The organism is Clostridium tanneri (assembly GCF_033659955.1).
GTDB classification, from domain to species: Bacteria; Bacillota; Clostridia; order Clostridiales; family Clostridiaceae; genus Clostridium_AM; species Clostridium_AM tanneri.
Genome location: NZ_JARUJP010000013.1, coordinates 56,802 through 82,462, shown reverse-complemented (window position 1 = coordinate 82,462; position 25,661 = coordinate 56,802). Strand labels below are relative to the sequence as shown.

25 protein-coding genes, 1 riboswitch and 1 other annotated feature are annotated in these 25,661 nt (G+C 33.4%); of the genes, 20 read left to right on the top strand and 5 right to left on the bottom strand.

What is annotated here, in order from left to right; genetic code table 11:
• Window positions 1-49 precede the first annotated feature (49 nt).
• From P8V03_RS12085 to P8V03_RS12015, 15 genes are all read left to right on the top strand, one after another.
• Complete coding sequence (locus P8V03_RS12085) at window positions 50-871, top strand: MetQ/NlpA family ABC transporter substrate-binding protein (protein ID WP_318798292.1); 822 nt, start codon at window positions 50-52, stop codon at window positions 869-871.
• A gap of 220 nt (window positions 872-1,091) precedes the next feature.
• On the top strand, window positions 1,092-1,877 hold the full coding sequence (locus P8V03_RS12080) for a motility protein A (protein WP_318798291.1): 786 nt from the start codon (window positions 1,092-1,094) through the stop codon (window positions 1,875-1,877).
• Between the two features lie 23 nt (window positions 1,878-1,900).
• Entirely contained in the window at window positions 1,901-2,623 is a 723-nt protein-coding gene (locus tag P8V03_RS12075; protein WP_318798290.1) for an OmpA/MotB family protein, read from the top strand.
• A gap of 124 nt (window positions 2,624-2,747) precedes the next feature.
• Window positions 2,748-4,190 carry a MocR-like pyridoxine biosynthesis transcription factor PdxR gene (gene pdxR, locus P8V03_RS12070; RefSeq protein WP_318798289.1) on the top strand — a complete coding sequence of 481 codons (1,443 nt, stop codon included), beginning with the start codon at window positions 2,748-2,750 and terminating at the stop codon, window positions 4,188-4,190.
• Window positions 4,191-4,311: 121 nt separating this feature from the next.
• Window positions 4,312-4,567: a binding site (T-box leader), on the top strand.
• Window positions 4,568-4,880: 313 nt separating this feature from the next.
• The gene (locus tag P8V03_RS12065) at window positions 4,881-5,546 is read left to right on the top strand and encodes an amino acid ABC transporter permease (protein ID WP_318798288.1); all 666 of its coding nucleotides are present in this window, start codon (window positions 4,881-4,883) and stop codon (window positions 5,544-5,546) included.
• Window positions 5,527-6,207: an amino acid ABC transporter permease gene (locus tag P8V03_RS12060; RefSeq protein ID WP_261671372.1), complete on the top strand. Its 681-nt coding sequence runs from the start codon at window positions 5,527-5,529 to the stop codon at window positions 6,205-6,207. The genes P8V03_RS12065 and P8V03_RS12060 overlap by 20 nt, the downstream gene beginning before the upstream one ends.
• Window positions 6,208-6,225: 18 nt before the next feature.
• Complete coding sequence (locus tag P8V03_RS12055; RefSeq protein ID WP_346432507.1) at window positions 6,226-6,969, top strand: amino acid ABC transporter ATP-binding protein; 744 nt, start codon at window positions 6,226-6,228, stop codon at window positions 6,967-6,969.
• A gap of 26 nt (window positions 6,970-6,995) precedes the next feature.
• Window positions 6,996-7,868, top strand: a complete 873-nt coding sequence (locus P8V03_RS12050; RefSeq protein ID WP_318798287.1) for a cysteine ABC transporter substrate-binding protein — start codon at window positions 6,996-6,998, stop codon at window positions 7,866-7,868.
• An 81-nt stretch (window positions 7,869-7,949) separates the two neighbouring features.
• Window positions 7,950-8,061: riboswitch (SAM riboswitch) on the top strand.
• A 255-nt stretch (window positions 8,062-8,316) separates the two neighbouring features.
• Entirely contained in the window at window positions 8,317-9,987 is a 1,671-nt protein-coding gene (locus tag P8V03_RS12045) for a nitrite/sulfite reductase (protein WP_318798286.1), read from the top strand.
• 41 nt (window positions 9,988-10,028) lie between these two features.
• Window positions 10,029-10,868 (top strand): ABC transporter ATP-binding protein, encoded by an 840-nt coding sequence (locus P8V03_RS12040; protein WP_261671368.1) that lies wholly within the window; start codon window positions 10,029-10,031, stop codon window positions 10,866-10,868.
• On the top strand, window positions 10,780-11,547 hold the full coding sequence (locus P8V03_RS12035) for an ABC transporter permease (protein ID WP_318798285.1): 768 nt from the start codon (window positions 10,780-10,782) through the stop codon (window positions 11,545-11,547). The genes P8V03_RS12040 and P8V03_RS12035 overlap by 89 nt, the downstream gene beginning before the upstream one ends.
• 116 nt (window positions 11,548-11,663) lie before the next feature.
• A complete protein-coding gene (locus P8V03_RS12030; protein WP_318798284.1) occupies window positions 11,664-13,370 on the top strand; it encodes an adenylyl-sulfate reductase subunit alpha in 1,707 nt (568 codons plus the stop codon).
• Window positions 13,354-13,668 (top strand): 4Fe-4S dicluster domain-containing protein, encoded by a 315-nt coding sequence (locus tag P8V03_RS12025; RefSeq protein WP_318798283.1) that lies wholly within the window; start codon window positions 13,354-13,356, stop codon window positions 13,666-13,668. The genes P8V03_RS12030 and P8V03_RS12025 overlap by 17 nt, the downstream gene beginning before the upstream one ends.
• Window positions 13,669-13,739: 71 nt before the next feature.
• Window positions 13,740-14,639 carry a sulfate adenylyltransferase subunit CysD gene (cysD, locus tag P8V03_RS12020; RefSeq protein WP_318798282.1) on the top strand — a complete coding sequence of 300 codons (900 nt, stop codon included), beginning with the start codon at window positions 13,740-13,742 and terminating at the stop codon, window positions 14,637-14,639.
• 1 nt (window position 14,640) lies between these two features.
• Window positions 14,641-16,344 carry a sulfate adenylyltransferase subunit 1 gene (locus P8V03_RS12015; RefSeq protein WP_318798281.1) on the top strand — a complete coding sequence of 568 codons (1,704 nt, stop codon included), beginning with the start codon at window positions 14,641-14,643 and terminating at the stop codon, window positions 16,342-16,344.
• Between the two features lie 125 nt (window positions 16,345-16,469).
• Here P8V03_RS12015 and P8V03_RS12010 read toward each other — a convergent pair whose 3' ends face one another.
• Complete coding sequence (locus tag P8V03_RS12010; protein WP_318798280.1) at window positions 16,470-17,558, bottom strand: XdhC family protein; 1,089 nt, start codon at window positions 17,556-17,558, stop codon at window positions 16,470-16,472.
• 130 nt (window positions 17,559-17,688) lie between these two features.
• On the opposite strand from P8V03_RS12010, the gene P8V03_RS12005 reads away from it, so the two are divergent.
• Window positions 17,689-18,702: a DUF3231 family protein gene (locus P8V03_RS12005; RefSeq protein ID WP_318798279.1), complete on the top strand. Its 1,014-nt coding sequence runs from the start codon at window positions 17,689-17,691 to the stop codon at window positions 18,700-18,702.
• A 95-nt stretch (window positions 18,703-18,797) separates the two neighbouring features.
• On the opposite strand, the gene P8V03_RS12000 is transcribed toward P8V03_RS12005, so the two are convergent.
• A complete protein-coding gene (locus tag P8V03_RS12000; RefSeq protein ID WP_261671359.1) occupies window positions 18,798-19,295 on the bottom strand; it encodes a GNAT family N-acetyltransferase in 498 nt (165 codons plus the stop codon).
• Window positions 19,296-19,307: 12 nt separating this feature from the next.
• Complete coding sequence (locus P8V03_RS11995) at window positions 19,308-19,718, bottom strand: MarR family winged helix-turn-helix transcriptional regulator (RefSeq protein ID WP_261671487.1); 411 nt, start codon at window positions 19,716-19,718, stop codon at window positions 19,308-19,310.
• Between the two features lie 291 nt (window positions 19,719-20,009).
• Between P8V03_RS11995 and P8V03_RS11990 the strand changes: the two genes are divergently transcribed.
• The 3 genes from P8V03_RS11990 (at window position 20,010) to P8V03_RS11980 (ending at window position 22,875) form a co-directional block, all read left to right on the top strand.
• The gene (locus P8V03_RS11990; protein WP_318798278.1) at window positions 20,010-21,173 is read left to right on the top strand and encodes an amidohydrolase; all 1,164 of its coding nucleotides are present in this window, start codon (window positions 20,010-20,012) and stop codon (window positions 21,171-21,173) included.
• A 237-nt stretch (window positions 21,174-21,410) separates the two neighbouring features.
• Window positions 21,411-21,980, top strand: coding sequence for a LemA family protein (locus P8V03_RS11985; RefSeq protein ID WP_261671357.1), 570 nt, complete (start codon window positions 21,411-21,413; stop codon window positions 21,978-21,980).
• Between the two features lie 46 nt (window positions 21,981-22,026).
• The gene (locus tag P8V03_RS11980) at window positions 22,027-22,875 is read left to right on the top strand and encodes a TPM domain-containing protein (protein WP_261671356.1); all 849 of its coding nucleotides are present in this window, start codon (window positions 22,027-22,029) and stop codon (window positions 22,873-22,875) included.
• A gap of 55 nt (window positions 22,876-22,930) precedes the next feature.
• Here the strand turns inward: P8V03_RS11980 and P8V03_RS11975 are convergent, their stop codons facing one another.
• Both P8V03_RS11975 and P8V03_RS11970 read right to left on the bottom strand, forming a co-directional pair.
• A complete protein-coding gene (locus tag P8V03_RS11975; RefSeq protein ID WP_261671355.1) occupies window positions 22,931-23,086 on the bottom strand; it encodes a hypothetical protein in 156 nt (51 codons plus the stop codon).
• 535 nt (window positions 23,087-23,621) lie between these two features.
• Window positions 23,622-24,701 carry a hypothetical protein gene (locus P8V03_RS11970; protein ID WP_261671354.1) on the bottom strand — a complete coding sequence of 360 codons (1,080 nt, stop codon included), beginning with the start codon at window positions 24,699-24,701 and terminating at the stop codon, window positions 23,622-23,624.
• A 328-nt stretch (window positions 24,702-25,029) separates the two neighbouring features.
• Between P8V03_RS11970 and P8V03_RS11965 the strand changes: the two genes are divergently transcribed.
• Window positions 25,030-25,572, top strand: coding sequence for a CDP-alcohol phosphatidyltransferase family protein (locus P8V03_RS11965; protein ID WP_261671353.1), 543 nt, complete (start codon window positions 25,030-25,032; stop codon window positions 25,570-25,572).
• The last annotated feature ends 89 nt before the right edge of the window (window positions 25,573-25,661 follow it).

Genomic DNA, 25,661 nt, shown 5'->3' with positions numbered 1-25,661 from the left:
TTATAAATTATATTTTAATATAATTAATAAAAATTAGGAGGAATTTAATATGAAAAAAGGAAAGATTTTATCGATAGTTTTATCAGGAATACTTGTTTTGGGTTTATCAGGATGCGGAGCAAAACAGACAGCAACGACTGCTTCAAATAGCGATGATAAGAAGGTAATAAAGATAGGGGCAACACCTGTACCCCATAAGGAGATACTAGAGCAAGTAAAACCAATACTTCAAAAGGAAGGATATGACCTTCAAATAGTTGAATTCACAGATTACGTAACACCAAATACATCATTGGATGAAGGAGAATTAGATGCAAACTTCTTTCAGCACGTTCCATATTTAAGTAAATTTAATGAAGAAAAAAAGACCAAGCTAGACTATACAGCTAAAGTGCACATAGAGCCAATGGGTGTGTATTCAAAGAAGATTACAAAACTAGATCAAATTAAAGAGGGAGCAGAAATTGCTATTCCAAACGACCCTACTAATGGAGCAAGAGCTTTAAGGCTATTGGAGAAAGAAGGACTTATAAAGTTAAAGGCCGGAGAACTTATATCCAAACAGGATATTACTGAAAATAAGAAGAATATAAAAGTTACTGAAATGGAAGCACCTCAACTTCCAAGAGTACTGGGAGATGTAGAGGCAGCTGTTATAAACACCAACTATGCTATAGAAGCTGGATTAAATCCATTAAAAGATGCAATAGCTATAGAATCTAAAGATTCACCTTATGCAAATGTACTTGCTGTTAAGCAAGATGACAAAAACAAGCCATATATCCAGGCTTTATCTAAGGCACTTAATTCTCCAGAGGTTAAGAAATTTATTGAAGAAAAATACAAGGGCAGCATAATACCAGCATTTTAAACAAAATAAATGTAAAAGCACTATGGAATTTATCAAGATTTCATAGTGTTTTTATATTGGATTAATTTACAAACAATTGCGAAAATATGAGATATATGTAAAATTTTATAAAGTTATTGACTAAATTAGACGAAAAATGAAATGTATGTAATTTGAATGTAATTTATTTAAGCAAATTGTCCAGTTAATATTTAATATTTGCAGAATTATGGAGGTTATCATGGATATTATTTCAGTTATAGGAAGTGCCCTTGCGGTGCTATTTGTACTTTTTGGTATATTAACAGGAGGGTCTATTCTTACTTTTATAGATATACCATCTATATTTATAGTCTTCGGAGGCACAATTGGTTCTCTTCTACTAAGTAGTAAGAAAGAGAATGTAAAACAGCTTTTTAAGCTATTTTCTTTGGTGTTTAGGGAGAAAAGTACAAACTCTTTAGTGGTTATAGAAATGCTAGCAAGGTGGTCTATGAAGGCAAGGAAAGAAGGACTTATGGGTTTAGAGCAGATAGCGGAAGAAGTAAGTGATCCATTTATAAAAAAGGGATTGATGATGGTGGTAGATGGAATTGAGCCACAGGTTGTAAGAACGGTTCTAGGACTCAAGATGAGGGGAATTAATGAAAGACATAAAAATAATAGAAGTTTATTGGATACTGGAGCAGCTTTAGCTCCTGCCTTTGGAATGATTGGTACTTTAATAGGACTGATTAATATGTTAAAAACTTTATCTGATCCGTCAACTATCGGACCACAGATGGCAGTTGCACTAATTACTACATTTTACGGATCTATGCTTGCCAATATGCTTTTCATGCCTATGTCTAAAAAGTTAAAGGCAAATACTGCAGAGGAATTGTTTCAAAAAGAAATGATTGTAGAAGGACTTATAAGCATTCAATCAGGTGAAAATACTAACGTAATGAGAGAAAAACTTCTTGCATTTTTAGGTGAAGATGAAGTAGAAGTATATGGTAAGCAATACTCAATTCAAAATAATTAGGATAATACAAGGGAGAATAAAGAATGGATGACAAGTTTAAATTTAATGATGATGATGATGGCGGTGGTGGAAATGAATGGCTAGCTACCTATGGAGACTTAGTTACGTTATTGCTATGTTTTTTTATTTTATTGTACTCCATGTCCAGCGTTGATTCACACAAATTTAAAGCTATAAAAGCATCTTTAAGTGATATAGGAGTTGCGGAACAAAAAGAAAGTTTAAACCCTAGTGTTGGGGATTCTATTTCTAAAATAGATACAGCTCAGGCTACTAAAGATATGAACAATATATATAAGCAAGTGAAAAAAGTAGTCGATGAAAAAGGATTAAAAAGTCAGGTAACCATTTCTAATAGGGATGATGGAATACTTTTGCAATTTCAAGATGAGTTTCTATTTGATATTGGAAAAGCAGTTTTAAAGGATAACTCTAGAAGTTTACTTCGTCAGATAGCTAGCATTTTAAGAGAGTATAATAAACAAGTTAAAATTGAAGGTCATACAGATAACATCCCAATAAAAAATAGTGAGTATAAAAGTAACTGGGAGTTATCAACAGCAAGAGCTATAAGTGTTGTGAGATTATTCACAGATGAGTTACCTGAAGGTGAAAGATTAGATGCTAAAAAATTTGAGGTTTCTGGTTATGGGGAACATCACCCAGTTGCTTTAAATGATTCAGAAGAAGGTAGACATAAAAATCGTAGAATAGAGATATTTATAAAAAAGGATAGATCAAAATAATTTGTAAGATAAGTTTTAACATATAAAATAACTATATAAATTCTTAATGTTAGAATTTATGCAGTTATTTTCATTTCATAGAAGAACTCTCTATAGTAAAATATAGTTGAGGTGAAGGTATAGTATGTTTTTAGATATGAAACTAGACAAGGATACACCGGTTTATATTCAAATTAAAGATTATATAAAAGATATGATTTTAAGTGGTATGCTGAGGCAAAATGAAAAGCTCCCTTCTACGAGAGAACTATCCTCAATTTTAAATGTTAGTAGAAATACAGTTGTATATGCTTATGAGTTTCTTCAAGATGAGGGATTTATATATATGAAAAAGGGAACTGGTGCTTTTGTATCAGACATAAATATAAGTTTTGAGGAAGAATGGAATATAGATTGGAACACCAGGATAAATGATTACGGCAAAAATGCAGAAAGCTTAGATATTGTAAAACATGAGGTTGAATGGAAAAAAGGCATGATATCCTTCAAAAGTATAGCACCAGACGAGAGGCTTTTTGATGTGGATGAGTTTAAAAGGGCATTTTTAAATAGAGTTTCCATTGAGGGAGATAAAATATTAAATTATGGATATGCAAAAGGATATAGACCTTTAATTCAGTATTTATTGAAGTATATGAAGAATAAAGGAATACAGATAGATGGAAAGGATTTACTTATAACCAATGGCTTTACAGAGGGATTTGATTTGGTACTATCCTGTCTTACAGAAAAAGGAGATAGCATAATTTGTGAAAATCCAACCCATAATACAGCCATCAAGATTATGAGACTTCATGGGTTAAAGATTAAGGGAATAGATTTGAGTAGGGATGGTATAGATTTAAATAAATTAAAGGAAGAGTTAACAAAGGAAGAATTTAAGTTGTCTTATTTTATTCCATCTTATCATAATCCCACAGCCCTTGTAATGTCGGCAGAAAAGAGAGTAGAACTTTATAGAATACTAAAATCACATAATATACCTATAATTGAAGATGGTTTTAACGAAGAACTGAGATACTCAGGGACTCATGTATCTCCTATAGCAGCTCTCAGTGGAAAGGGAAACAGTGTAGTATATATAGGCAGTTTTTCTAAGATATTATTTCCTGGTATAAGAGTAGGGTGGATTTTAGCTGATAAAAAACTTATAGACTATCTAGAAAGTATAAAGAGAAGCAGAAACATCCACACTTCTTTTTTGGATCAGGCAATTTTCTGTGAATATCTTCAAGGTGGTAATTTTGAAAAGTATATTAAAAAGGCAAGAAAGGTTTATAAGGAAAAATATGAGTTTGCGTTAGAGTGTGCTAAAAAATACATTCCCTGTAAAGAGATAATGGGGGAAGGTGGCCTTCATATTTTTATAAAGTTAGAAGGGGTGGAAGCGAGAAAGGTTTTAGAAAAGTGTTGTGAAAGAGGAGTGATTTTTACTCCAGGAGATATTTTTTATATAGACGGCAGAGGGGATGATACCTTAAGGCTTGGCTTCTCTAGAGTAGATATGGAGGAAATAGAAAAAGGATTTAAGATTATTGGAGAGGTAGTTAAGTTATTAAGAATCTAGAAGGTGCTTTCACTTGCAAAGTTAAAAAATAACTTATAGAAAAAATCATATAAAAGTTATAATAATATATTGACTATTTTAAATTTACGTATTATAATACAGATATCGTAGTAAAATACTAAGAATTGCAATGATAGGAAGAGTAAGTTACAGGAAGTTCTCAGAGAGAAATCCCCTAGGGTGTGAGGGATTTTGGACAGAGGGTAATGGAAGTGCATCCTTGAGCACTGAATCGAAGTTTAGTAGACTTCAGCGGGTACGCCCGTTAAAGCGTTGAGGTATGACTGTACCGAAAGAATGAGTTGTTATGTGTTTCGTAGATGTATTTGCACATAATAAACAGAGTGGAACCGCGGAAGTATACTTCTGCCTCTGTAATAGAGGCAGGGGTTTTTTGTTTTATAAAGAAAAACTTGAATTAGATGGGGTTAAACTATACTATATCATTCAAATGTGTATATGTTGTGATTTGTATAATCTTACATAGAATTATAGTGTTGTTGCTTCAACGCTGTACAATTGCGAAACTTTAAGAAATTAATATGTTAAAGTGAAAAAGTTGAAAATGTCTATATTCCAGATTAAAGGGTAGTAAAATATAGATTCCACTAGATATATGCACTATATGTAAATATAAACATGACAAGGGGCTAGAACCTTGTACAGAAGAAAAAAGAGGTGATTAAATTTATGAGTATAAATTGGCAATTTATTGTTGATAATTTACCTTTATATCAAAAAGCTGCTGTACTTACTTTAAGGCTTGCATTTTGGGGAATACTAGCTTCCATAATACTTGGTCTTATATGCAGCGTAGTACAGTATTACAAAATAAAAGGCTTACAGACACTAGTACAAGCTTATATTGAACTTTCTCGTAATACTCCACTTTTGATACAGTTATTCTTTTTATACTATGGATTTACTAAGTTAGGTATAAAAATAAGTGAAAATACTTGTGCTATAATCGGCCTATCCTTTTTAGGAGGAAGTTATATGTCCGAAGCCTTTAGAAGTGGTATTGAAGCTGTTGGCAAAATTCAAATCGAGTCTGGTCTAAGTCTTGGACTTTCTAAGTTTCAACTGGCTAGATATGTAATACTGCCTCAGGCATTTTCAGTAAGCATACCATCTTTAAGTGCTAATTGCATTTTTTTACTAAAAGAAACTTCCATTTTAGGTGCAATATCAATTTTAGATTTAATGAATGTAACAAAAGACTTAATAGGAATGTATTATCAAACCTTTGAATCTTTACTAATGCTAGTAGTTTCCTATTTGATTATAATTTTACCTTTATCACTCCTTCTTACTTGGATAGAAAGGAAGGTGCGTTATGCAGAATTTGGGCATTAAGGTGATTTTTGATGGAATGAATATTCAACGTTTATTATTTGATGGTTTATTGGTCACTATTGGAATTGCCTTTATATCAATTTTTATAGGATCTTTACTTGGTATAGTATTCGGCATTATTAGAACATCAAAATCAAAAGTTGTAGGTGTTATAAGTCGTATATATCTTGAATTATTTAGAATAATACCAGTTCTTGTTTGGCTGTTTATTGTGTACTTTGGAGCTACTACTGCATTGAACATACAGTTAAGTGGTGAAGCCGCCTCTATCATAGTATTTAGTCTTTGGGGGGCAGCAGAGATGGGGGACATTGTAAGAGGTGCCCTAGAATCTTTACCGAAACACCAGATCGAGTCAGGAAAGGCTATTGGACTTAACTTTTGGGGACTTTACAGGTATATTCTTATACCACAGGCTATAAGAAGAATGCTTCCAGGTGCCATAAATCTAGCTACAAGAATGGTTAAGACTACATCATTAGTAGTTTTGATAGGAGTTATAGATGTTGTAAAGATAGGCCAGCAGATTATAGAGCTTTCTCGCTTAGAAGTACCTGCAGCATCTTTCTGGGTTTACGGAGTTATATTCATACTATACTTTATAATTTGTTATCCTTTATCAAGGCTATCAAAGACATTAGAAGCTAAATGGAACAGTTAAGGAGGCAGTGTAATTTATATGAAAAATAATGAGGTATTACTTGAAATAAAGAATTTACATAAAGAATATGCACAAAAGGAGATATTAAGAGGTATTGATCTTAATATACATAAAGGCGAAGTTGTAGTTGTTTTAGGACCATCAGGTTGTGGCAAAAGCACTCTGCTTAGATGTCTTAACGGCCTTGAAAGTATTCAAGGAGGCAGTATTGAATTTTCCGGGAAAAGTCTTACGGATAAAAATGTTAATTGGCAAGAAGTTCGTCAAAAAATTGGAATGGTATTTCAAAGCTATGACCTTTTTCCTCATATGACTGTTATTCAAAACATACTTTTAGGGCCAATGAAAGTTCAGAAAAGGCCTATGGATGAGATAATGACACAAGCAGAAAAACTGTTAGAAAGAGTTGGTTTACTTGACCGTAAGAATTCTTATCCAAGGGAACTTTCTGGTGGGCAAAAGCAAAGAATAGCAATAGTAAGAGCCCTATGTATGAATCCTGAAATAATGCTCTTTGATGAAGTAACAGCATCTCTTGATCCAGAGATGGTAAGAGAAGTTTTAGAGGTTATGCTAGACCTTGCAAAACAAGGAATGACAATGATAATTGTAACTCATGAGATGAGTTTTGCACAGGCTGTTGCTGACAAAATAGTCTTTATTGATGGAGGCAAGATATGTGAAATATCTGAACCGCAAGAGTTTTTTACTAATCCAAAAACAGAGCGTGCTAAACAATTTTTAAATGTATTTCAATATTAAATTTTACAAAGGAAAGGAAGATTATAATGAAAAATGTAAAAAAAATCTTAACAACATTATTAGCGGCTACATTTATAGTAGGAGGTTTAGTAGGCTGTAGTGCTTCAAAGACAGCTTCAACGGAAAACAAAAAGGAAACAACAGGTAGTTCTATTGAGGAAATAAAGAAAAGAGGTACTATTAAAATTGGTGTATTTAGCGACAAGCCGCCTTTTGGTTATGTAGATTCAAATGGTAAAAGTCAGGGATTTGACGTTCATATTGCTAGAAGATTTGCAAAGGATCTTTTAGGAGACGAGTCAAAGGTTGAATTTGTACTAGTTGATGCAGCAAGCAGGGTTGCATACCTACAATCTAAAAAAGTAGATATAATTATGGCAAACTTTACTGTTACAGATGAGAGAAAGCAAAAGGTTGATTTTGCAAATCCTTATATGAAGGTTTCTCTTGGAGTAGTATCACCAGATAGCGCTAAAATTACATCTGTTGATCAATTAAAGGGGAAAAAGATAATTGTTGCAAAAGGAACAACTGCTGAAACTTATCTTACAAAAAATATGCCAGAGGTAGAATTAGTTAAATATGATCAATACTCAGAAATATTTGAAGCTTTAAAGGACAAACGTGGCGATGCTATAGCTAATGATAATACGGAAGTACTTGCATGGGCACAAAAGAACCCTGGATTTAGTGTTGGAGTACCAAAATTCGGAGGAGAAGATACAATAGCACCTGCTGTTGCTAAGGGAAACAAAGAACTTCTTGAGTGGATTAATAAGGAACTTGAAACTCTAGGTAAAGAGAATTTTGTACACAAAGCTTATGATGAAACATTAAAAAACACATATGGAGAAGCTAGTAAAGAGGACATTGTAATTGAAGGTGGAAAATTGCAATAGTTAATTTACAAATTTATTGACAAAGCCAATTATTAGGTATACAATAATTTAAAATTAATAGTTTTAATGTTATACCTAATACTCTTATCAAGAGTGGTGGAGGGACTGGCCCTATGAAACCCGACAACCGGCATTTAAATTTGAATGTATCGGTGTCAATTCCTGCAGGATATAGTATCCTGGCAGATAAGAAAAATGGTTATTTTAAGGTTAGATATATTCTGTCTTAAAATCAAAGGCTGTTTTTCTTGTTTTAAAGAAAAGCAGCCTTTAGTTTTTATGTTTATGTAAGTATCAACTTATATATTTAAACTAAATGTTTGTATAGGGGGGAGGATATGGTGTTATAACCTGTTTTACGTATATAACTGTAGTTATTAGACTTTATTAAAGTAAAACTTTAGTAATGCAAAACTATAAATTAACAAATTAAAGAAGGAGAAAGAGCATGATACAAATAACAGATAAAATTTTAAAAAGTATAGATGAATTTAAAGAAAGTGCTGAACTATGCGATAGAGATGAGTTAGATGTCTCTGAATACAGAAAACGAATTGTTGCAATGGGGGTTTACAAGCAAAGAGTTAAAGGTACCTATATGGTAAGGTTGAGAGCTACTGGAGGAGTTATAGAACTAAATCAGCTGAAGTCCATAAGTGAGGCATCTAAAAGATATGGATATAGAAGAATGCATTTTACAACTAGACAAGACATACAATTTCAAGCACTGCCGATAGACAGCATATATAGCATTATGAAGGAAGTGATAAAGGTTGGTATAACTACAAAGGGGGCCTGTGGGGATACAGTGAGAAATGTAGGATGTTCTCCACTGTCTGGGGTATCTATAGATGAGGTCTTTGATGTAACGCCTTATGTAAAGGGAGTTATAAACCACCTTATGAAAGATCCAACTGCCCTGCAGCTTCCAAGAAAGTACAAGATAGCTTTCTCAAATACTCCAGAAGACACTGGAAATGCTACAATGGCTGATTTAGGCTTTATAGCAAAGATAAATAATGGTGTAAAGGGTTTTGAAGTATATGGAGGAGGTGGCTTTGGGGGAAGACCTAGAATGTCATTAAAACTTGCAGACTTCATAGAAGATAAGGATGTTTTATACTATGCACAGGCTATGAAAGAAGTCTTTGAGAAAGAAGGAGATAGGACAAATAGGCATCAAGCTAGGATAAGATACATTGTGCATAGATTAGGGGAAGAAAACTTCCTTCAGTTATTTAACTCACAGCTTCAAAAGGTTAAAGAGGAGATAGATTTAGATTTTAAAATAGATGAAAAGGACATAAGAATTGACCAAGAGCCTATACAGACAGTTGAAGAAGTAAGAAGAACTATGGAAAGTAATCAGCAATATAAAAACATATTATTTGCACAGAAGCAGCTTGGGTACTATTCAGTATATATTCATCCACAGGGTGGCAATATAGCAGCAGAAGATTTAGACAGAATCCTTCAATTCTTAGATACTTTAGTATACAGAGTATCTATAAGACTAACAACAACACAAGGCTTTGTTATAAGAGACTTAAAAGAGAAGGATGCAATGGAGCTAATAAACTTGACTTTAAATATCTCATCAGGACACAACATAGATAACTCGGTTTCCTGTATAGGACATGCTACTTGTTCCTTAGGTCTTTGTCTTTCACAAAATCTCCTTGAGGCTATAAGAGACATATTTAGTGGGGTAGATGAAAGAATAAAAAGTGCACTTCCAAAGTTATTTATATCAGGATGTCCTAATTCCTGTGGTCAACATCAGCAGGGAATGATTGGACTTAGTGGGAGAGGAAAGCGTACTGAAGATGGACTTGTTCCAGCCTATGCAGTGTCCTTTGGAGGAAAGCTTGGAGCAGGCATTGCAAAGATAGGTGAAGTTTATGGAGACATTCCAGCTAAGAAGATACCAGCATTTCTTTTAGAATTAGCAGCACTAAAAGCAGATTTAAGCTTTGAGGATTTTGAAGAGTTTTTAGAGAATAAGTCACAGGAAATAAAAGAATTAATAGACAAGCACTCAAGTTTGGAGAGTTTTAATGAAAATCCTGATTTGTATTATGACTTTGGTGCAGATGAAAAGTTTGGTGTTAAAAAATAAGTGTTGCAAATAGTTGTATAAATGTTTAGGAGGGGGAAAGTTTGAGTCTAAGAATTGAGGCTGTAAGTAAGAAATATAAAAGAGCTAATAAGGAGTTTGAAATACTAAGAAATATAGATTTAACTGTAAATGATGGAGAATTTGTGTGTATTTTAGGACCATCAGGATGTGGAAAGTCAACACTTCTAAATATAATAGCTGGTTTTGAAAAAGTTACAGAAGGAAAAGTACTTCTTGATGGAAAAGAGGTAAACTCTCCAGGGCCAGATAGAGCAGTTGTATTTCAAGAACATGCACTTTTTCCTTGGCTAAAGGTTATAGATAACGTGGAATTTGGAATGAAGGTTGCAGGAATTCCTAAAAGTGAAAGAAGAGAAAGAGCATTAAAGTATTTAGAAATGATGCATCTTACAAAATTTAAAGATTCTTTTGTCCATGAACTTTCTGGAGGGATGAAGCAAAGAGTATCCATTGCTAGAGCACTTTGTTTAGATTCAAATATACTGCTTATGGATGAACCTTTTTCATCTCTTGATAGTCAAACTAGGGAACTACTTCAGCTAGAGGTTCAAAGAATTTGGTGGAACACAAAAAAAACAGTGGTATTTATAACTCATAGTATTGAGGAAGCTGTACTTTTAGCTGATAGAATTATTCTCATGCCAGCAAGCCTCGATTCAGAAAAGAAAGAGTTTAGAATACAACTGTCAAGACCACGACAAATAGCCAATATGGATGTAACTTATATGGTATCTAAAATCATGAAAGAGTTTAAAAAGGAGGTGGAGAAGGTTGCAAAATCAGAATATGATGAAGGGTGGAATTTGGAAAAAGATTCTATTCTATATGATGATAGTAGTAGTGTGGGAATTGGCCTATAGGTTTATTAACTTTCCTTCTCCACTAAAGGTTTTTCAAAATATTTCAAAGCTAATAGAAAGTGGCACTTTAGGCACAGCAGTTATGATAAGTTTGAGGAGACTTTTATCAGGATATATAATTTCTCTTTTTATAGGATTGCTTATAGGGTTATTCATGTTAAAACTTAAAGCTACAAGAGATAACTTTGCTAAGTTAATAGGGGCTCTTCAGACTATGCCTAATGTATGCTGGGTACCCTTTGCTGTTTTATGGTTTGGATTAAATGAAAAAGCAATTCTTTTTGTAATAATCATAGGTTCAGTTTTTGCTGTATCTATGTCTATAGAAAGTGGTATTAAAAATTTAAATCCTAATTATATTAGAGTAGCAGAAATGACGGGAGCTAAAGGCTATACCTTGTATAAGGAAGTTATTTTCCCAGCAGCTATTCCGGTTATTATATCAGGAATAAAACAAGGATGGGCTTTTGCTTGGAGGGGACTTATTGCTGGAGAAATGATAGCTTCTTCCATGAGCGGACTAGGAGAGATATTAACTCATGGAAAGAAATATAACGATATAAATGAAATTGTAGCCGTTATGGTAGTAATTATCGTAATTGGGCTTTTAATAGATAGAATTGTATTTGAAAATATTGAATCCTCTATAAGACGAAAATTTGGACTGGGAAAAGCTTAGGCATAAACAAATTTAAAGTTGTGCTTACCTGCCAGGATATATTGTGAATAGGTGAAACTTTAGTTTGTTTATCTATGAAAATGTTCTATAAATGATTATGTAAAAAGGAGTGGCCTATGAAAAAAGAAGTAAAAGTAAAACAGCTACAAACGGATATTTTAATTATCGGTGGAGGTACTGCAGGCTGCTACGCTGCCTTGACTATAGCAGAACATTCCAATGCTTCAGTACTAATTCTTGAAAAAGCCAATATTAAAAGAAGTGGCTGTCTAGCAGCTGGAGTCAATGCAATTAATGCTTATATTGTAAAGGGTAGAACACCGGAAGACTATGTAGATTATGCAAAGAAGGATGCAGATAATATTGTAAGAGAAGATCTGCTTCTTACAATGTGCCAGGGCTTAAATAGAGTGACTAAAAAACTTGAGGATTTAGGACTTGTTATTTTAAAAGATGAAAATGGAGAGTACTTAGCCAGAGGAAATCGAAACATAAAAATTAATGGAGAGAATATAAAGCCTATTTTAGCAAGTGCAGTGAAAAAGCTACCTAATGTAACGGTTATGAATCAGGTCAACGTCATTGATTATATTGTAAAAAACAATCAGATACTAGGAGCCTTTGCAGTCGGGGTGGAAGAGAAGACTCTTTATGAAATTAGGGCAAAAAAAGTAATATGTTCTACTGGTGGTGCAGCAGGATTGTATAAGCCTAATAACCCAGGTTTTTCAAGACACAAGATGTGGTATCCGCCTTTCAATACTGGAGCAGGCTATGCTATGGGAATTCGTGCTGGTGCGGAGATGACTACCTTTGAGATGAGATTTATTGCATTAAGGTGTAAAGATACTATAGCTCCTACTGGAACTATTGCACAGGGGGTAGGAGCTAAGCAGGTTAACTCAAAAGGAGAGGTTTATGAGACTAAATATGGTCTTACTACTTCTGAAAGAGTATATGGAACGGTAAGGGAAAACCAGGAGGGTAGAGGACCTTGCTATTTAGGAACAGAAGGCATTAGTACTTCTCAGGACGAAGAATTGAAAAAAGCATACTTAAATATGGCACCAAGTCAGACTCTTAAGTGGGTAGAAGCAGGGAAGAATCCAAGTGAACAGAATGTGGAAATTGAAGGAACAGAGCCATATATAGTAGGAGGTCACACTGCAAGCGGTTATTGGGTTGATACAAAACGACAAACCACAATTAAAGGTCTTTTTGCAGCAGGTGATGTAGCAGGTGGCTGTCCACAAAAGTATGTTACAGGTGCATTGGTGGAAGGTGAAATTGCAGCAAAAGCTGCAGTAGAGGAAATAGAAAAGAATGAAATTAATACTGTTGATTTATCAAAAGCAGAGGAAGATTTACTTATAGCGTTAAAAAAAGAGGAAGTAGAAAAGACATTAAATTTTAAGAATCCTATATTCTCTACGGAAGAACTAGAGGAGGCTATGCAAAAGGTAATGGATGCCTATGCAGGGGGAATTGGCAGCAGTTATCAATTCAATGAAAAACAGCTTATACTAGCGGAGGAAAAAATTGAACAGATTACTGAACTAAGCAATAACCTACATGCAGAGGATATGCACCAGTTGATGTTTATATATGAGCTAAGAGAAAGACTAACTCTTTGCAAATCAGTGATTGCCCATTTAAGAGCGAGAAAAGAAACTAGATGGCACAGTTTTGCGGAAAATCTTGATTATCCAAAGAAAAGTGATGAATGGCTTAAATATGTCAACTCAAGGCTTGTAAATGGAAAGCTTACTACATTTTGCAGAGATTTAGTGGGAAGAGGTGAGACATATGAGCATAAAAATTAATAAAGAAAAATGTGTAGGCTGTAAAAAATGTTTATCTGTCTGCCCTGGAAGTCTTATAAAGCTAGATAGCGATGGAAAGACCTATATAAAATATCCAAAGGACTGTTGGGGATGCTGTTCTTGTGTAAAAGAATGTAACAAATCTGCAATTTACTTATATCTAGGAGCAGATATGGGGGGAAGAGGAAGCCGCCTAACTGCTGTGTCAGAAGGTGACGTTATTCATTGGAATATTGAAAAGACTGATGGAAAGCTTCACTCTATTGATGTAAACCGTAAGGATTCTAATAAATACTAAAAAAGGCCTCAGTTATATTAAATCAGAGAATAGCAGTGAAAAATAAATAGGAATAATAGGAGGATTTAATAATGAGTGAATTATCACACCTTGATAAATTAGAAGCAGAAGCGATATATATTATCCGTGAAGTTGCTGCTGAATGTGAAAAACCAGTAATGTTATATTCAATAGGAAAAGACAGTTCTGTTATGTTACATCTTGCCATGAAGGCATTTTACCCTGAGAAACCACCTTTTCCTTTTCTACACATTGATACCACGTGGAAGTTTAAAGAAATGACGGAGTTTCGTGATAGAAGAGCAAAGGAATTAGGGATAGAAATGCTTGTTCATAGGAATGAAGAGGCTTTAAGGGAAGGAATTAATCCCTTCGATCATGGTTCCGCTTATACAGATATTTTAAAGACACAGGCTTTAAAGCAAGGATTGAAAAAATATGGCTTTACAGCAGCCTTTGGTGGAGGCCGTCGTGATGAAGAAAAGTCTCGTGCAAAAGAAAGAATTTTTTCCTTCCGTAACGAGGCACAGGCCTGGGACCCAAAGAGCCAAAGACCAGAGATGTGGAAACTTTATAATACAAAGATTAATAAAGGTGAAAGTATAAGAGTTTTTCCTATTTCAAACTGGACAGAAAGAGATATCTGGCAATATATTAAAAGAGAAAATATCGATATAGTGTCCTTATATTTTGCTAAAGAACGTCCAGTGGTATACAGAGATGGGAATATCATCATGGTAGATGATGATAGAATGAGGCTGTTACCAGGAGAAAAAATTGAACATAAAAGAGTTCGTTTTAGAACTTTAGGATGCTATCCCCTTACAGGAGGAATGGAATCAGAAGCTACTACCTTAGATGAAATTATTGAGGAAACATTAAGTGCGGTATCCTCTGAGAGAACCACCCGTGTTATTGATACTGAAGAAGTAGGTAGTATGGAAAGAAGAAAGAGAGAGGGGTATTTCTAATATGAAAAGCTTATTGAAATTTATAACCTGCGGTAGTGTGGATGATGGAAAATCAACTCTTATTGGACATATTTTATATGATGCAAAGCTTTTATATGCAGATCAGGAAAAAGCCTTAGAATTAGATAGTAAGGTTGGCAGCCGTGAAGGGGCAATTGATTATTCTTTATTATTAGATGGTCTTATGGCAGAACGTGAACAGGGGATTACAATTGATGTTGCCTATCGTTACTTTACAACAGATAATAGAGGTTTTATTGTAGCTGACACACCAGGTCACGAAGAGTACACAAGAAACATGGCAGTTGGCGCATCCTTTGCAGATCTTGCCATTATACTTGTAGATGCAAAACAAGGGGTACTTGTTCAAACAAGAAGGCACGCAAGAATTTGTTCCTTAATGGGAATTAAACATTTTGTATTTGCTGTAAATAAAATGGATTTGGTAGGATATAACCATGAAAGATTTTTAGAAATTGAAGAAGAAATCAGAACATTGGAGAAGGAGCTTTCTTTGGAAAATGTTCAAATCATTCCAATATCAGCTACAGAAGGTGATAATGTTACCAAGAAATCAGGAAATATGCAGTGGTACACAGGAAAAGCTATCTTACCTTACCTTGAAGACGTAAATATGGAAAGTGATTCTGAGGAGAAAGGCTTTTATATGCCAGTACAGAGGGTATGTAGGCCAAATCATGCCTTTAGAGGTTTTCAGGGGCAAATTGAAGCTGGCACTATTGCGGTAGGAGATGAAGTGGTAACACTTCCTAGTACTGAAAAGGCATTAGTGAAAAGCATTCATATAACAGATAAAGAGGTAGAAAGGGCAGAAAAAGGACAACCTGTTACAATACAGCTTAATAAAGAAGTGGATGTATCTAGAGGCTGTGTACTTACAAAGGATGCAGAGCTTTCAACAAGCAATTTGTTTACCGCAACTATTCTTTGGATGGATGATTCTGAATTAATAGCTGGTAAGGATTATTTTGTAAAACTAGGAACGAAGATGCTGCCAGCTGTTGTTACAGAAGTAAAATATAAGATCGATGTGAATACAGGAGAACATTTGACAGCGGGATTTTTAAAGAAAAACGAAATAGCAGTATGTAATATTTCACTTTCTGAGAAGATTGTAGTAGACAAGTTCAATGTACATAAAACACTAGGAGAACTTATATTAATTGATCGTATTACTAATATGACATCGGCCTGTGGCGTTGTAGAAAGTATTCTAAATCAGAATAACAATAACAGTGATAATGTTGCATTCCAATATAATGGCTTAAAGGCAAGAGGAGATGTTTTTGAAGAGTTTTACTATAATACAGAAAGTTTATCCTTATCAAAATACAAACCAATAGAGCATACCTATACAGTTGGAGATAATATTCCAGTTAAAGGTGAAAGTTATCATTATCCAGATACTATTGATATCTTAGTTCTTCGTGACTGGGTGGCGATTAAGGTTCGAGACAAGAAGATTGTTGATATTCAATCAATTGACGAATATCAGTATACAGGAGTAACTATTGTTAATGGTAGAGGCTTTGATGTTAAGGTAAATTCAAATGAGGAAGTTTTGAAATTTTTAAATGAGTATAAGGAAATGAACGAAGAAGATGAAATAAAATTCTTAAATAAATGGGTTAGCCTAGAGACTTATAGAAGAGTAATATTTCACAGCAATTTCTGGGCAATATAGTTTATTAGTAGGTGGCATAAGGTATCTGTTTGAAGGAATAGATAAAAAAGAATAAAGTATAAACATATAGGTTGAGGTAGGTTTGTCCTCAACCGTTTTTTTAATAAAGAAGTCAACGCACTACTTTAAAAATCAAAACGTTCTATAATTACATTCATAATTCCACCGCATACCATACCTTCTTCTTCTGCAATATAGCCTGTCATATCTATTTCTTCAGTTTGATAGGATATGGTATCTCTTAGCATATAACGAGCAGTATTTATTACTGACCCTTCACTGCAGCCACCGCCAATGCTTCCTAAAATTTCCCCTTGAGAGGTTATAAGCATTTTTGCGCCTTCTTTCCTTGGTACAGAGCCCTTAGCAGAAACAATTGTAATTACTGCCTTTGGTGCATTTTCTTCTTTGCTAAGTCTTGTTAGCACATCTCTGTCAAACTCAGGCCAATTGGTTTTTGAACTTTTCATAACACCTGTACGTCTGTCAACAAGCCTTCTGTATTGAATAACTTGGGATATGATGGAAAAGGCTATTTCTTCAGGAGTAACTGCACCTATTTCAAGACCTATAGGGGCATTAACTTTACTTAATTTTTCCTTAGAGTAATCTTTACTTTGCAATTGCTCCATAACACCTTTAACACGACGCTTTGAACCAATCATTCCTACATAAGAAGTATCGTATTTTAGTACTTGTCTAAGACAATCCATGTCGTGCCTATGACCTCTAGTTACAATAACCGCAAAGGAAGATTCATTTAAATTAATTAAGTCGAAGCACTTTTCAAAGCTTTCACAGATTACCTTTTCAGCATCAGGGAATCTGTGTTTGTTAGCAAAGGATGGTCTGTCATCAATAACTGTAACTGAAAATCCTGCTCTAGCACCAAATTCAGCTAAAGGTTTAGCGATATGCCCACCACCTAAAACTATTAAATTAGGTTCAGGAAAATAAGGTTCAATTAAATATGTTTTTTCTTCACAAGTTTCTAATTGGAGGGTGCCAGTTTCTAGGGCGTAGTTGGCTTTTTCATAAATAGTTTCATCAAAATTATATGCTTTTTTATATTCAAGTAAGCTTTCCTGTGTAAAAAGCATTTTGTTTTGGGAAGAGCCTACATTATAATTATTGCTATCTAGAATTGTAACCATAACTGCCCTCTTCCTGGAATTAATTTTTTCTAATAAATCTTTATATACATTTGTTTCCATGTTTTCATCCCCCTGTAAAAGTATACTAGCTAAATCATACCATATATTTGAAAAAATACTGAAAATTTCAATGGAATACTTAGTTAAGCAATGTGGAATTATAATAAAGAATTAAAAGGGAGGTGCACATATGAATACATCACATGATATAGAAAACATTAGGTTAACAGCTGCTGAAATAGGTGAACTTTGGAGTACATATATGAATAATAGTGCATCAAAATGTTTGTTATCATATTTTATTAATAAAGTTAAAGATCCTAATATAAGTGAACTTGTAGAATTTTCTTTAGATTTATCAGAAACACATCTTAAAGTTATTGAAGATATATTTAAAACTGTCAATCATCCAATTCCTCAGGGGTTTAACGAAAAGGATTTTAACATAAATGGAGAAAAATTATTTTCTGATTCGTTTATGCTTCAGTATATAAAATATTTATCTAGATTTAGCCTTTATAATTATTCAGAGGCACTAACTGTCTCTTCAAGAGAAGATGTTCGTAAATTTTTTACAGATTCTATTCAGTCTGCAGTGGAACTTTCTAATAAAAATGATGATGTTTTATTATCTAAAGGTTTATATATAAGATCACCTTATCTTAATGTACCTGAAGAGGTAAGCTTTGTTAGTAAGAAAAGTTATATTCAAGACTTGTTTGGTGATAAAAGGCCGTTAAATTCACTAGAAATTACTCAAGTATTTATTAATATGCAAACCAATATATTGGGAAAAGCATTTGCTATGGGCTTGAGCCAAACAATTAAAGATAGAAAAATCAAAGATTATATAATAAGAGGAAAGGAAATTGCTGAAAAACACATTGATGTGTTTTCAGATTTATTGAAAGAGTCTGATTTACCTTCTCCTATGACCTTTGATGCAGAAATTACAAAAGCAACTGATCCTATATTTTCTGACAAACTAGTGATGTTTCATTTTATCGGATTAACTGCCTTTGGTGTGGCAAGTTATGGAAATGCCTTATCTAAGTCTATGAGGGCTGATGTTTCTGCCACATTTACTCGGTTGGCAGCGGAAATTGCTAAGTACGCAAAGGATGGTATTGATATAATGATTGATAATGAATGGTTGGAAGAAGTCCCTAATGCAATAGATAGAAAAAAATTAATAGAGGTCTAAATAAAGAGTACAAGAAAGTATTTTGCTTAGTTATTTTCTGAGAAGGATTACTGTACATCTTCCATATTTTTAAAAATTGGAGATGTACAGTTTAATTATTTTAAAATTTTCTCGTAGCAATAAAAAGGAGATTCTTTTCCAAGGAAGCTCATTTCTCCAACAAAGCTATATCCACATTTCTTGAAAAGGGAATTCATTTTTGTATTTAAGGAATTAGTATCTGTTTTTAAATATCTTACTTTATTTTGTAAAGCTAAACTTTCAGCAAAAACCATTAGCGAGGTACCAACTCCATTTTTTCTGTAGACAGGGTTAACAGCCATTCTATGAATAACCATAGCAGGTTCCTTTAAACACCAGTCCAAACCAGTATATTCTGATGGTTCCACTTCATTGATGCATACAAAACCTACAAGCTTGCCATTACTTTCCGCTGCAAATAAGTGATCATTTTTTATATCATTTATAAAGTCCTTTTCCTGAGGGTAGTTTTCATCCCATTGATAATTGTTGTAAGAATGCATTTCTATAATAGTTTCTCTTATAATTTCCATTATGTCTTTTAAATCTTCAATAACTGCTTTTCTTATCATCTTACAGCCTCCCTAAAAATTTTTTATTTCTTTCCAATCATTTTCTATATTCTCTCTCATTTTTTTTACCAGTTGACAGGCTAATTCTTTTTCTTCCTTACTGAAGTTTTGGAAGCAGACCTTAATGTTTCTGTTTTCTTCGTCAATAATAAATGAATATATATCCAGTCCTTTTTCTTTTGGATATAGTCGCCACATTCTTTTATCAATATCATCTCTTTTTTTATCTATATAGTCCGCCTCAATAAGTTTTTGTATGGCTTTGGTTGTAGTGGTTTTATCCACCTTTAGAAGTGTAGATAAATCAATTTGGTTAATTCCAGGGTTTTCACATATTCTAGTTAAAAAAATAAATTGGCCTTTTTGTAAGTTTATTTCTTTAAATTTTATATCGCTTATGGAGTGTATACAGCGGGAAAGCATGCCTACCTCCCTTAAAATATTACTATCAAGACTTTTAATTATAATCACCTCCTAAAACAAGTTGAATTTTCAACTATATTTATAATATCATAAATAGGTTGAAAGTTCAACTATAGTTATGTAAAAATCTGGACTAATTAAGTCTATTATTTTTGCTAAACCATTCATGAAAAGAGATGTGAGATACAGAAGAAAAGTTTATGGTAGTAGTTTGAATAACTAAGTGAATATACTTTACAGTTATGATATTATCTATAATAAGAATTTTACATAGGGAAAGAGGCGGTAAGGATGGATATAAAAAAACTAGCAAAAGAATATGAAGAATACATAATAAATATGAGGAGAGATTTTCATCAAAACCCTGAACCATCTTGGGAAGAATACAGAACTACAGAGGTAATTGAAAGGGAACTAAATTCTCTAGGAATAGAAACTAAAAGGCTTAGAAGAACAGGAGTGGTGGGGATACTTAAAGGTAAAAAGAAGGGTCAAGCGATAGCCTTAAGAGCGGATATAGATGCACTATCCATAAAGGAAAATACAAACTTATCATTTAAATCAAAAAATCAATACATGCATGCCTGCGGACATGATTGTCATGCTGCTATGCTGCTTGGAGCTGCTAAAATTTTATCTAATATAAGAGAAGAGTTAAGAGGGGATGTAAAATTTATATTTCAACCTGCGGAAGAAAGCTGTATAGGAGCTAAGGTAATAATAGAAGAAGATAAGGTTTTAGATGGAGTAGATGGTATATTTGGCATGCATATATGGGGGAACCTCCAAAGTTCAAAATTTAATATAGAAAAGGGGCCAAGGATGGCTTCAGCAGATACTTTTAAAATAATTATAAAAGGAAAGGCTAGTCACGGATCAACGCCTGACTTAGGAATAGATGCAGTTCTAGTTGCATCAGCGGTAGTAATGAATTTACAGAGTATAGTAAGTAGAAATATAAACCCTTTAGAGCCTGTAGTTATAACTGTTGGAACAATAAATGGTGGAGACAGATTTAACATAATAGCTAACGAAGTAGTTATGGAAGGTACAACAAGAGCTTTTTCTAAAGAGGTAAGAAACTCTCTTGAAAAGAAAATGAGAGATGTTATAGAAAGTACCGCCAAAACTTATGGAGCGGAGGGTATCTTAGAATACAACTATTGCCCAGCGCCGGTTATAAATGAAGATCAGTTAACAGATTTAGCAGTTTCTTCTGCTAAAAAGCTCTATGGAGAGGACTCTTTAATTCCAATGGAAAAAATAATGGTAGGAGAAGATTTTACTTTTTATATGAATGAGGTTCCTGGAACCTTTGTATTTTTAGGTGGAGGAAATGAAAAACTAGGAATATACCCAAATCATAGTGATAAATTCATGATAGACGAGAATGCATTACATATGGGAGCTGCTTTATATGCTCAATTTGCAGTGGATTTTTTAAACTTTAAGTAATCATAATTTACCATAAAATTGCTTACATAATTTCCTTGATTGCTAATATAAATATATAGATTATAAGTTAAAATTTGCACTAGAGTAAGGCTGTTTTTCTGAATTAAGAAGAACGGCCTTTATTATTAAGTTTACAAGTATAACCATGTAAGGCTAAGCAAATAACTAATTAAGTATATTTATTTTCAAAATCCTAAAAATAAGTATACTAGCAATATTTAAAAGGATGGTGACAATGTGAAAAAGGGATTAAAAACAGCATTGATTATACTAGGAGTAATTATAGTATTAGTTTTTCCAATGGTAGGAAGTTATAACTCTATGGTAACGCTAGAACAAAGAGTAGAAGCAGCATCTTCTAATGTAGATACTCAACTTCAGAGAAGATCAGACTTAATTCCTAACTTAGTTCAAACGGTTAAAGGGTATGCTGCTCAGGAAGAAAAAATATTCACTGATATTGCAAATGCCAGAGCAAAACTTGCAGGAGCACAAACAGTACCGGATAGGGCAAATGCCGATGCAGAACTTTCATCAGCTCTTAGCAGACTTTTAGTAGTGGTTGAAAGGTATCCAGATCTAAAATCTAATCAAAACTTTAGAGATTTGCAGGTTGCTTTGGAAGGCACAGAGAACAGGATTGCCATTGGAAGACAGGATTATAACAAAGCTGTTACAGAATATAATACTAAAATAAGAAGATTTCCTAACTCTTTAATTTCAGGTGCGTTTGGATTTGAAGGAAAACCTTACTATAAAGCAAGTGAAGGAGCTCAAGAAGTTCCGAAGGTAGATTTCACTAAATGATATTAATTAACATTTATAAGTCTGGTAAATAGGTTAAATGGGGATTATGAATAGATTTAAAAAACATAATAGACTTATAAATAGCTTATGTTTAAATAAGCTATTTATAAATATTATAATTTTAACCTTATTATTAATCTTTCCCTTAACCTGCGTAGTTAAAGGTGCTTCAAACATACCTGAATGGACTAGTTTAAAATATGTAAATGATTATGCAGCAGTTATAGATGAGAATACAAAGAATTATATTGTATCTATTGGTAGAGAATTGGAGGAAAAAACCGGTGCACAAATGACAGTAGTAGTAATAAACTCTCTAGAGGGAAGCGACATAGAATCCTATGCTAATAAACTATTTAGGTCTTGGGGAATTGGTCAGAAGGATAAAGACAACGGACTTCTAATACTCCTATCAATGCAGGACAGAAAATGGAGAATAGAGTTGGGAAGAGGATTAGAAGGCTTTATTACAGATATATATTCTGCAAGGGTTATGGATAATGTTGCCAAGCCATTATTCAGAGAAGGAAAGTACGGAGAAGGTTTAAAAAATGTATATTCTACTTTTGCAGCAGATATAGCTAAAGAAAACAACATAACCTTAGAAAATAAAATACAACTACCAGAATCACAAAATGTAAATCAGGTTAGAAGTGGAAATCCTAGTTTCATTTATATCATTTTAGGGCTTGTTTTTCTAGACGTTGTTTTCAATAGGGCTAGGATAATAAGATTCTTACTCTACGGAATGTTTTGGAACTCCTTTTGGGGCGGTGGCCCTAGAGGAGGAGGTGGTGGTTTTGGTGGAGGCTCTGGTGGTTTCGGAGGCGGTTCTGGAGGTGGCGGCTTCGGTGGCGGAACTTCAGGAGGAGGAGGCTCTTCCGGGGATTGGTAGTGAACTTAAGCATCTTATTGCGTAACAAAAGTTTGGAGCACTGAACACCGGTGTGTTAAGTTGAGATATACTGCTTGAAAGCCCTCATTTCGAGAAGAAGGTCTAATGCTGGCTCAACTTTGAAAATGAACTCAAACTCAATGCTTTCTACGAAAGCTGAGTTTTCGTTAACATTTTCAAAATCGCAAGCATAAGACCTTCTAACCCTCATTCGAAGCTTTCTACGCAGTATACCTCTACCTACACACCTGTTTTTAGTGCTTCAAAAGTTTTTATCACAAATAAGAGTTTATGTGGGGGCATAACTAGTAAGATAAAGTATAGGTACTATAATGAAATACATTAATGAGCAAGCTTGAGAAATAAAAATGCGTAGCATGAATAAATATAGCTTATTTATTAAAACCAAATAAAAGCTATTGAAAGTATTACAGTATAAGGGTTATAGCCTTATATTATAAGAATATAATATCTCTAGGAATGATAATAAGTTAATATAATAAAATCGTTTATACAGTGGAGAATTTTCAAAAGGATCTACTAAAAGCCTTACGGCATAAGGACTTACCAGTCCTTTATATAATCACATATATCTAATATTTATGCTACAATAAAAAGCAACTTAGAATAAAAATTAAAACTTTGTAGCCTATGTGTGGACTAACAGAGTGCTACATATCTGCCTACAGACACAGGCCACTAAGTCTAATTTCTAAGCTCTTCTTTTTGTCACATCACACTTATATTTAGTCGATTACAGGCAAGGACTTGTTAAAGGCATCAGTCCACTGTTCTACAGAATTGCCGCTTGTCCATTGATTCATAATCATGGTTTCATTTTCATTCAGCTGAATTTCTAAGGCAGCTTTTCCTATAGTACCTTTAGAGTAAGCATATAAGGTAAGCTTATTGTCGGTAAAAACACCTAATATATCTTTATCTGGTGAAGAGATAGCATCTTTAGCGTCAGGAATTATTTCCTTTATCAAGTTAAAATCAGTACATAGATCGTTGTAGGAAACTATACTCTGAGGAAGCTGGAGAGTGGTATTATATAGTGTATAGTTACTATTTTTAGATGCGTACTTAAAGGTCTTTGCTATTTGGGGAATCCATTTTCCATCAACTCTACTTATAGTCCAGCTATCTCCAGTAGTGGTATTAATGTTGTGAGTATCGGCAGATTCTCCTAAGGTTATCTTTGTTTTACTAATCTTATTAATAGTAGAGAGAGCATTCTCTTTAAACACGTCTACCATGGTTAACTTGTCTTCTGTATTTCTATAGTGTGTCAACTTTTCAAGTTCAACCACTGCACAATCTTCTCTAGCATAGGATTTTTCTTTAGTAGGATGGTATTTAGTATAAGTGCTTATAGAAACATGATTTCTATCTACGAAGTTTAGTTTGCAATTATATGTATTATATTTATACTCGAAGGTCTCAGGGGTGTAGCTGTCTCCTACAGCATGAGCTACTGGATACTCAATCCAATCTCCTGTATTTGTAAAGCTGTAGCGAAGAGGTTCTATCTGCCAGAAGTTATCTCTATGAGGTACAAGTATATAATTTAATTCTTTTAAAACTTTCAAGTTATTATCTTTGTCCGGTGCAATCCAGAGGGTTCTATAGGTAGTAGTTTTATCTAGGTCGTTTCTAAATCCTATTAGCAGTCCAGAATTAAATTGAACAGATAAGTCTTCTTTTACAGTATGTACATTTTCAAAGATATATCTACTTGACAGAGGAGTGTAAGTAGAAAAAAGAGCAAGAACTATCATTAAAAGTACAAGATAATTATACTTTTGATGTTTAAAAAAATTCATTAGAAATTACCTCCATAATTTAAAGTTACTATTATATAAATATGCTGATAGAATCAGTCTTAATATAGAATGTTTTACTATTTAATTATATTGATGAAATAATGCTTTTAAACTCTATTTCAAGGGATCTTAATAACGGATTTAAGGAAGCTCCCTTTACTAAGAGAGAAGTATGATCTCAGTGCAATTCTATTTTTGTTATTGAAAATGGAAAGTTCAGTGGAAGAGAAAAACAGATATGTAAGTTTTGTGAATAAGTATAATTACAGTATAATATTTATATACAGTGATACTTAATAGTAATATTTATGTATAGTGAGGCAGTAGAATGAAAAGTATACCGAATATTATATCCATATTAAGAATTTTATTATCTCTAATTCTTCTATTTTTAAAACCCTTCAACCTTTTGTTTTTCATTGTATATTCCATATGTGGATTTAGCGATATTATTGATGGATATATTGCAAGAAAGACTAATTCAGCAAGCGGCCTAGGGGCTATACTTGATAGTATTGCTGATATTGTTTTTATGGGTGCTGTGATTGTTGCTATTTTGCCTACAATATTTGTTCCAATGAGAATATTCATATGGATAATACTAATTGCTTTTGTGAGAATTGTTTCATTGTTGGTAGCATATTGCAAATACCATACATTGGCTATTCTTCATACATATGCAAATAAAGCAACAGGCTTTCTTTTATTTTGCTATCCGTATTTATATAATACAGTTGATATAAGTATTTTATGGTGCTTGATTTGTACAGTAGCAACTTTATCTGCAATTGAAGAATTGATTATACATATAACATCAAAAGAATTATCAAGAAATGTTATAGGGATATTTATTCATAAAAGGAGTATTTAGTTAACACTACAATTGGCCTTTTTCAATTTATGCATTAATAGGTAGTCCGGTTTGGACTACCTCTTTTAGTGTGTATATATCAACAGTTT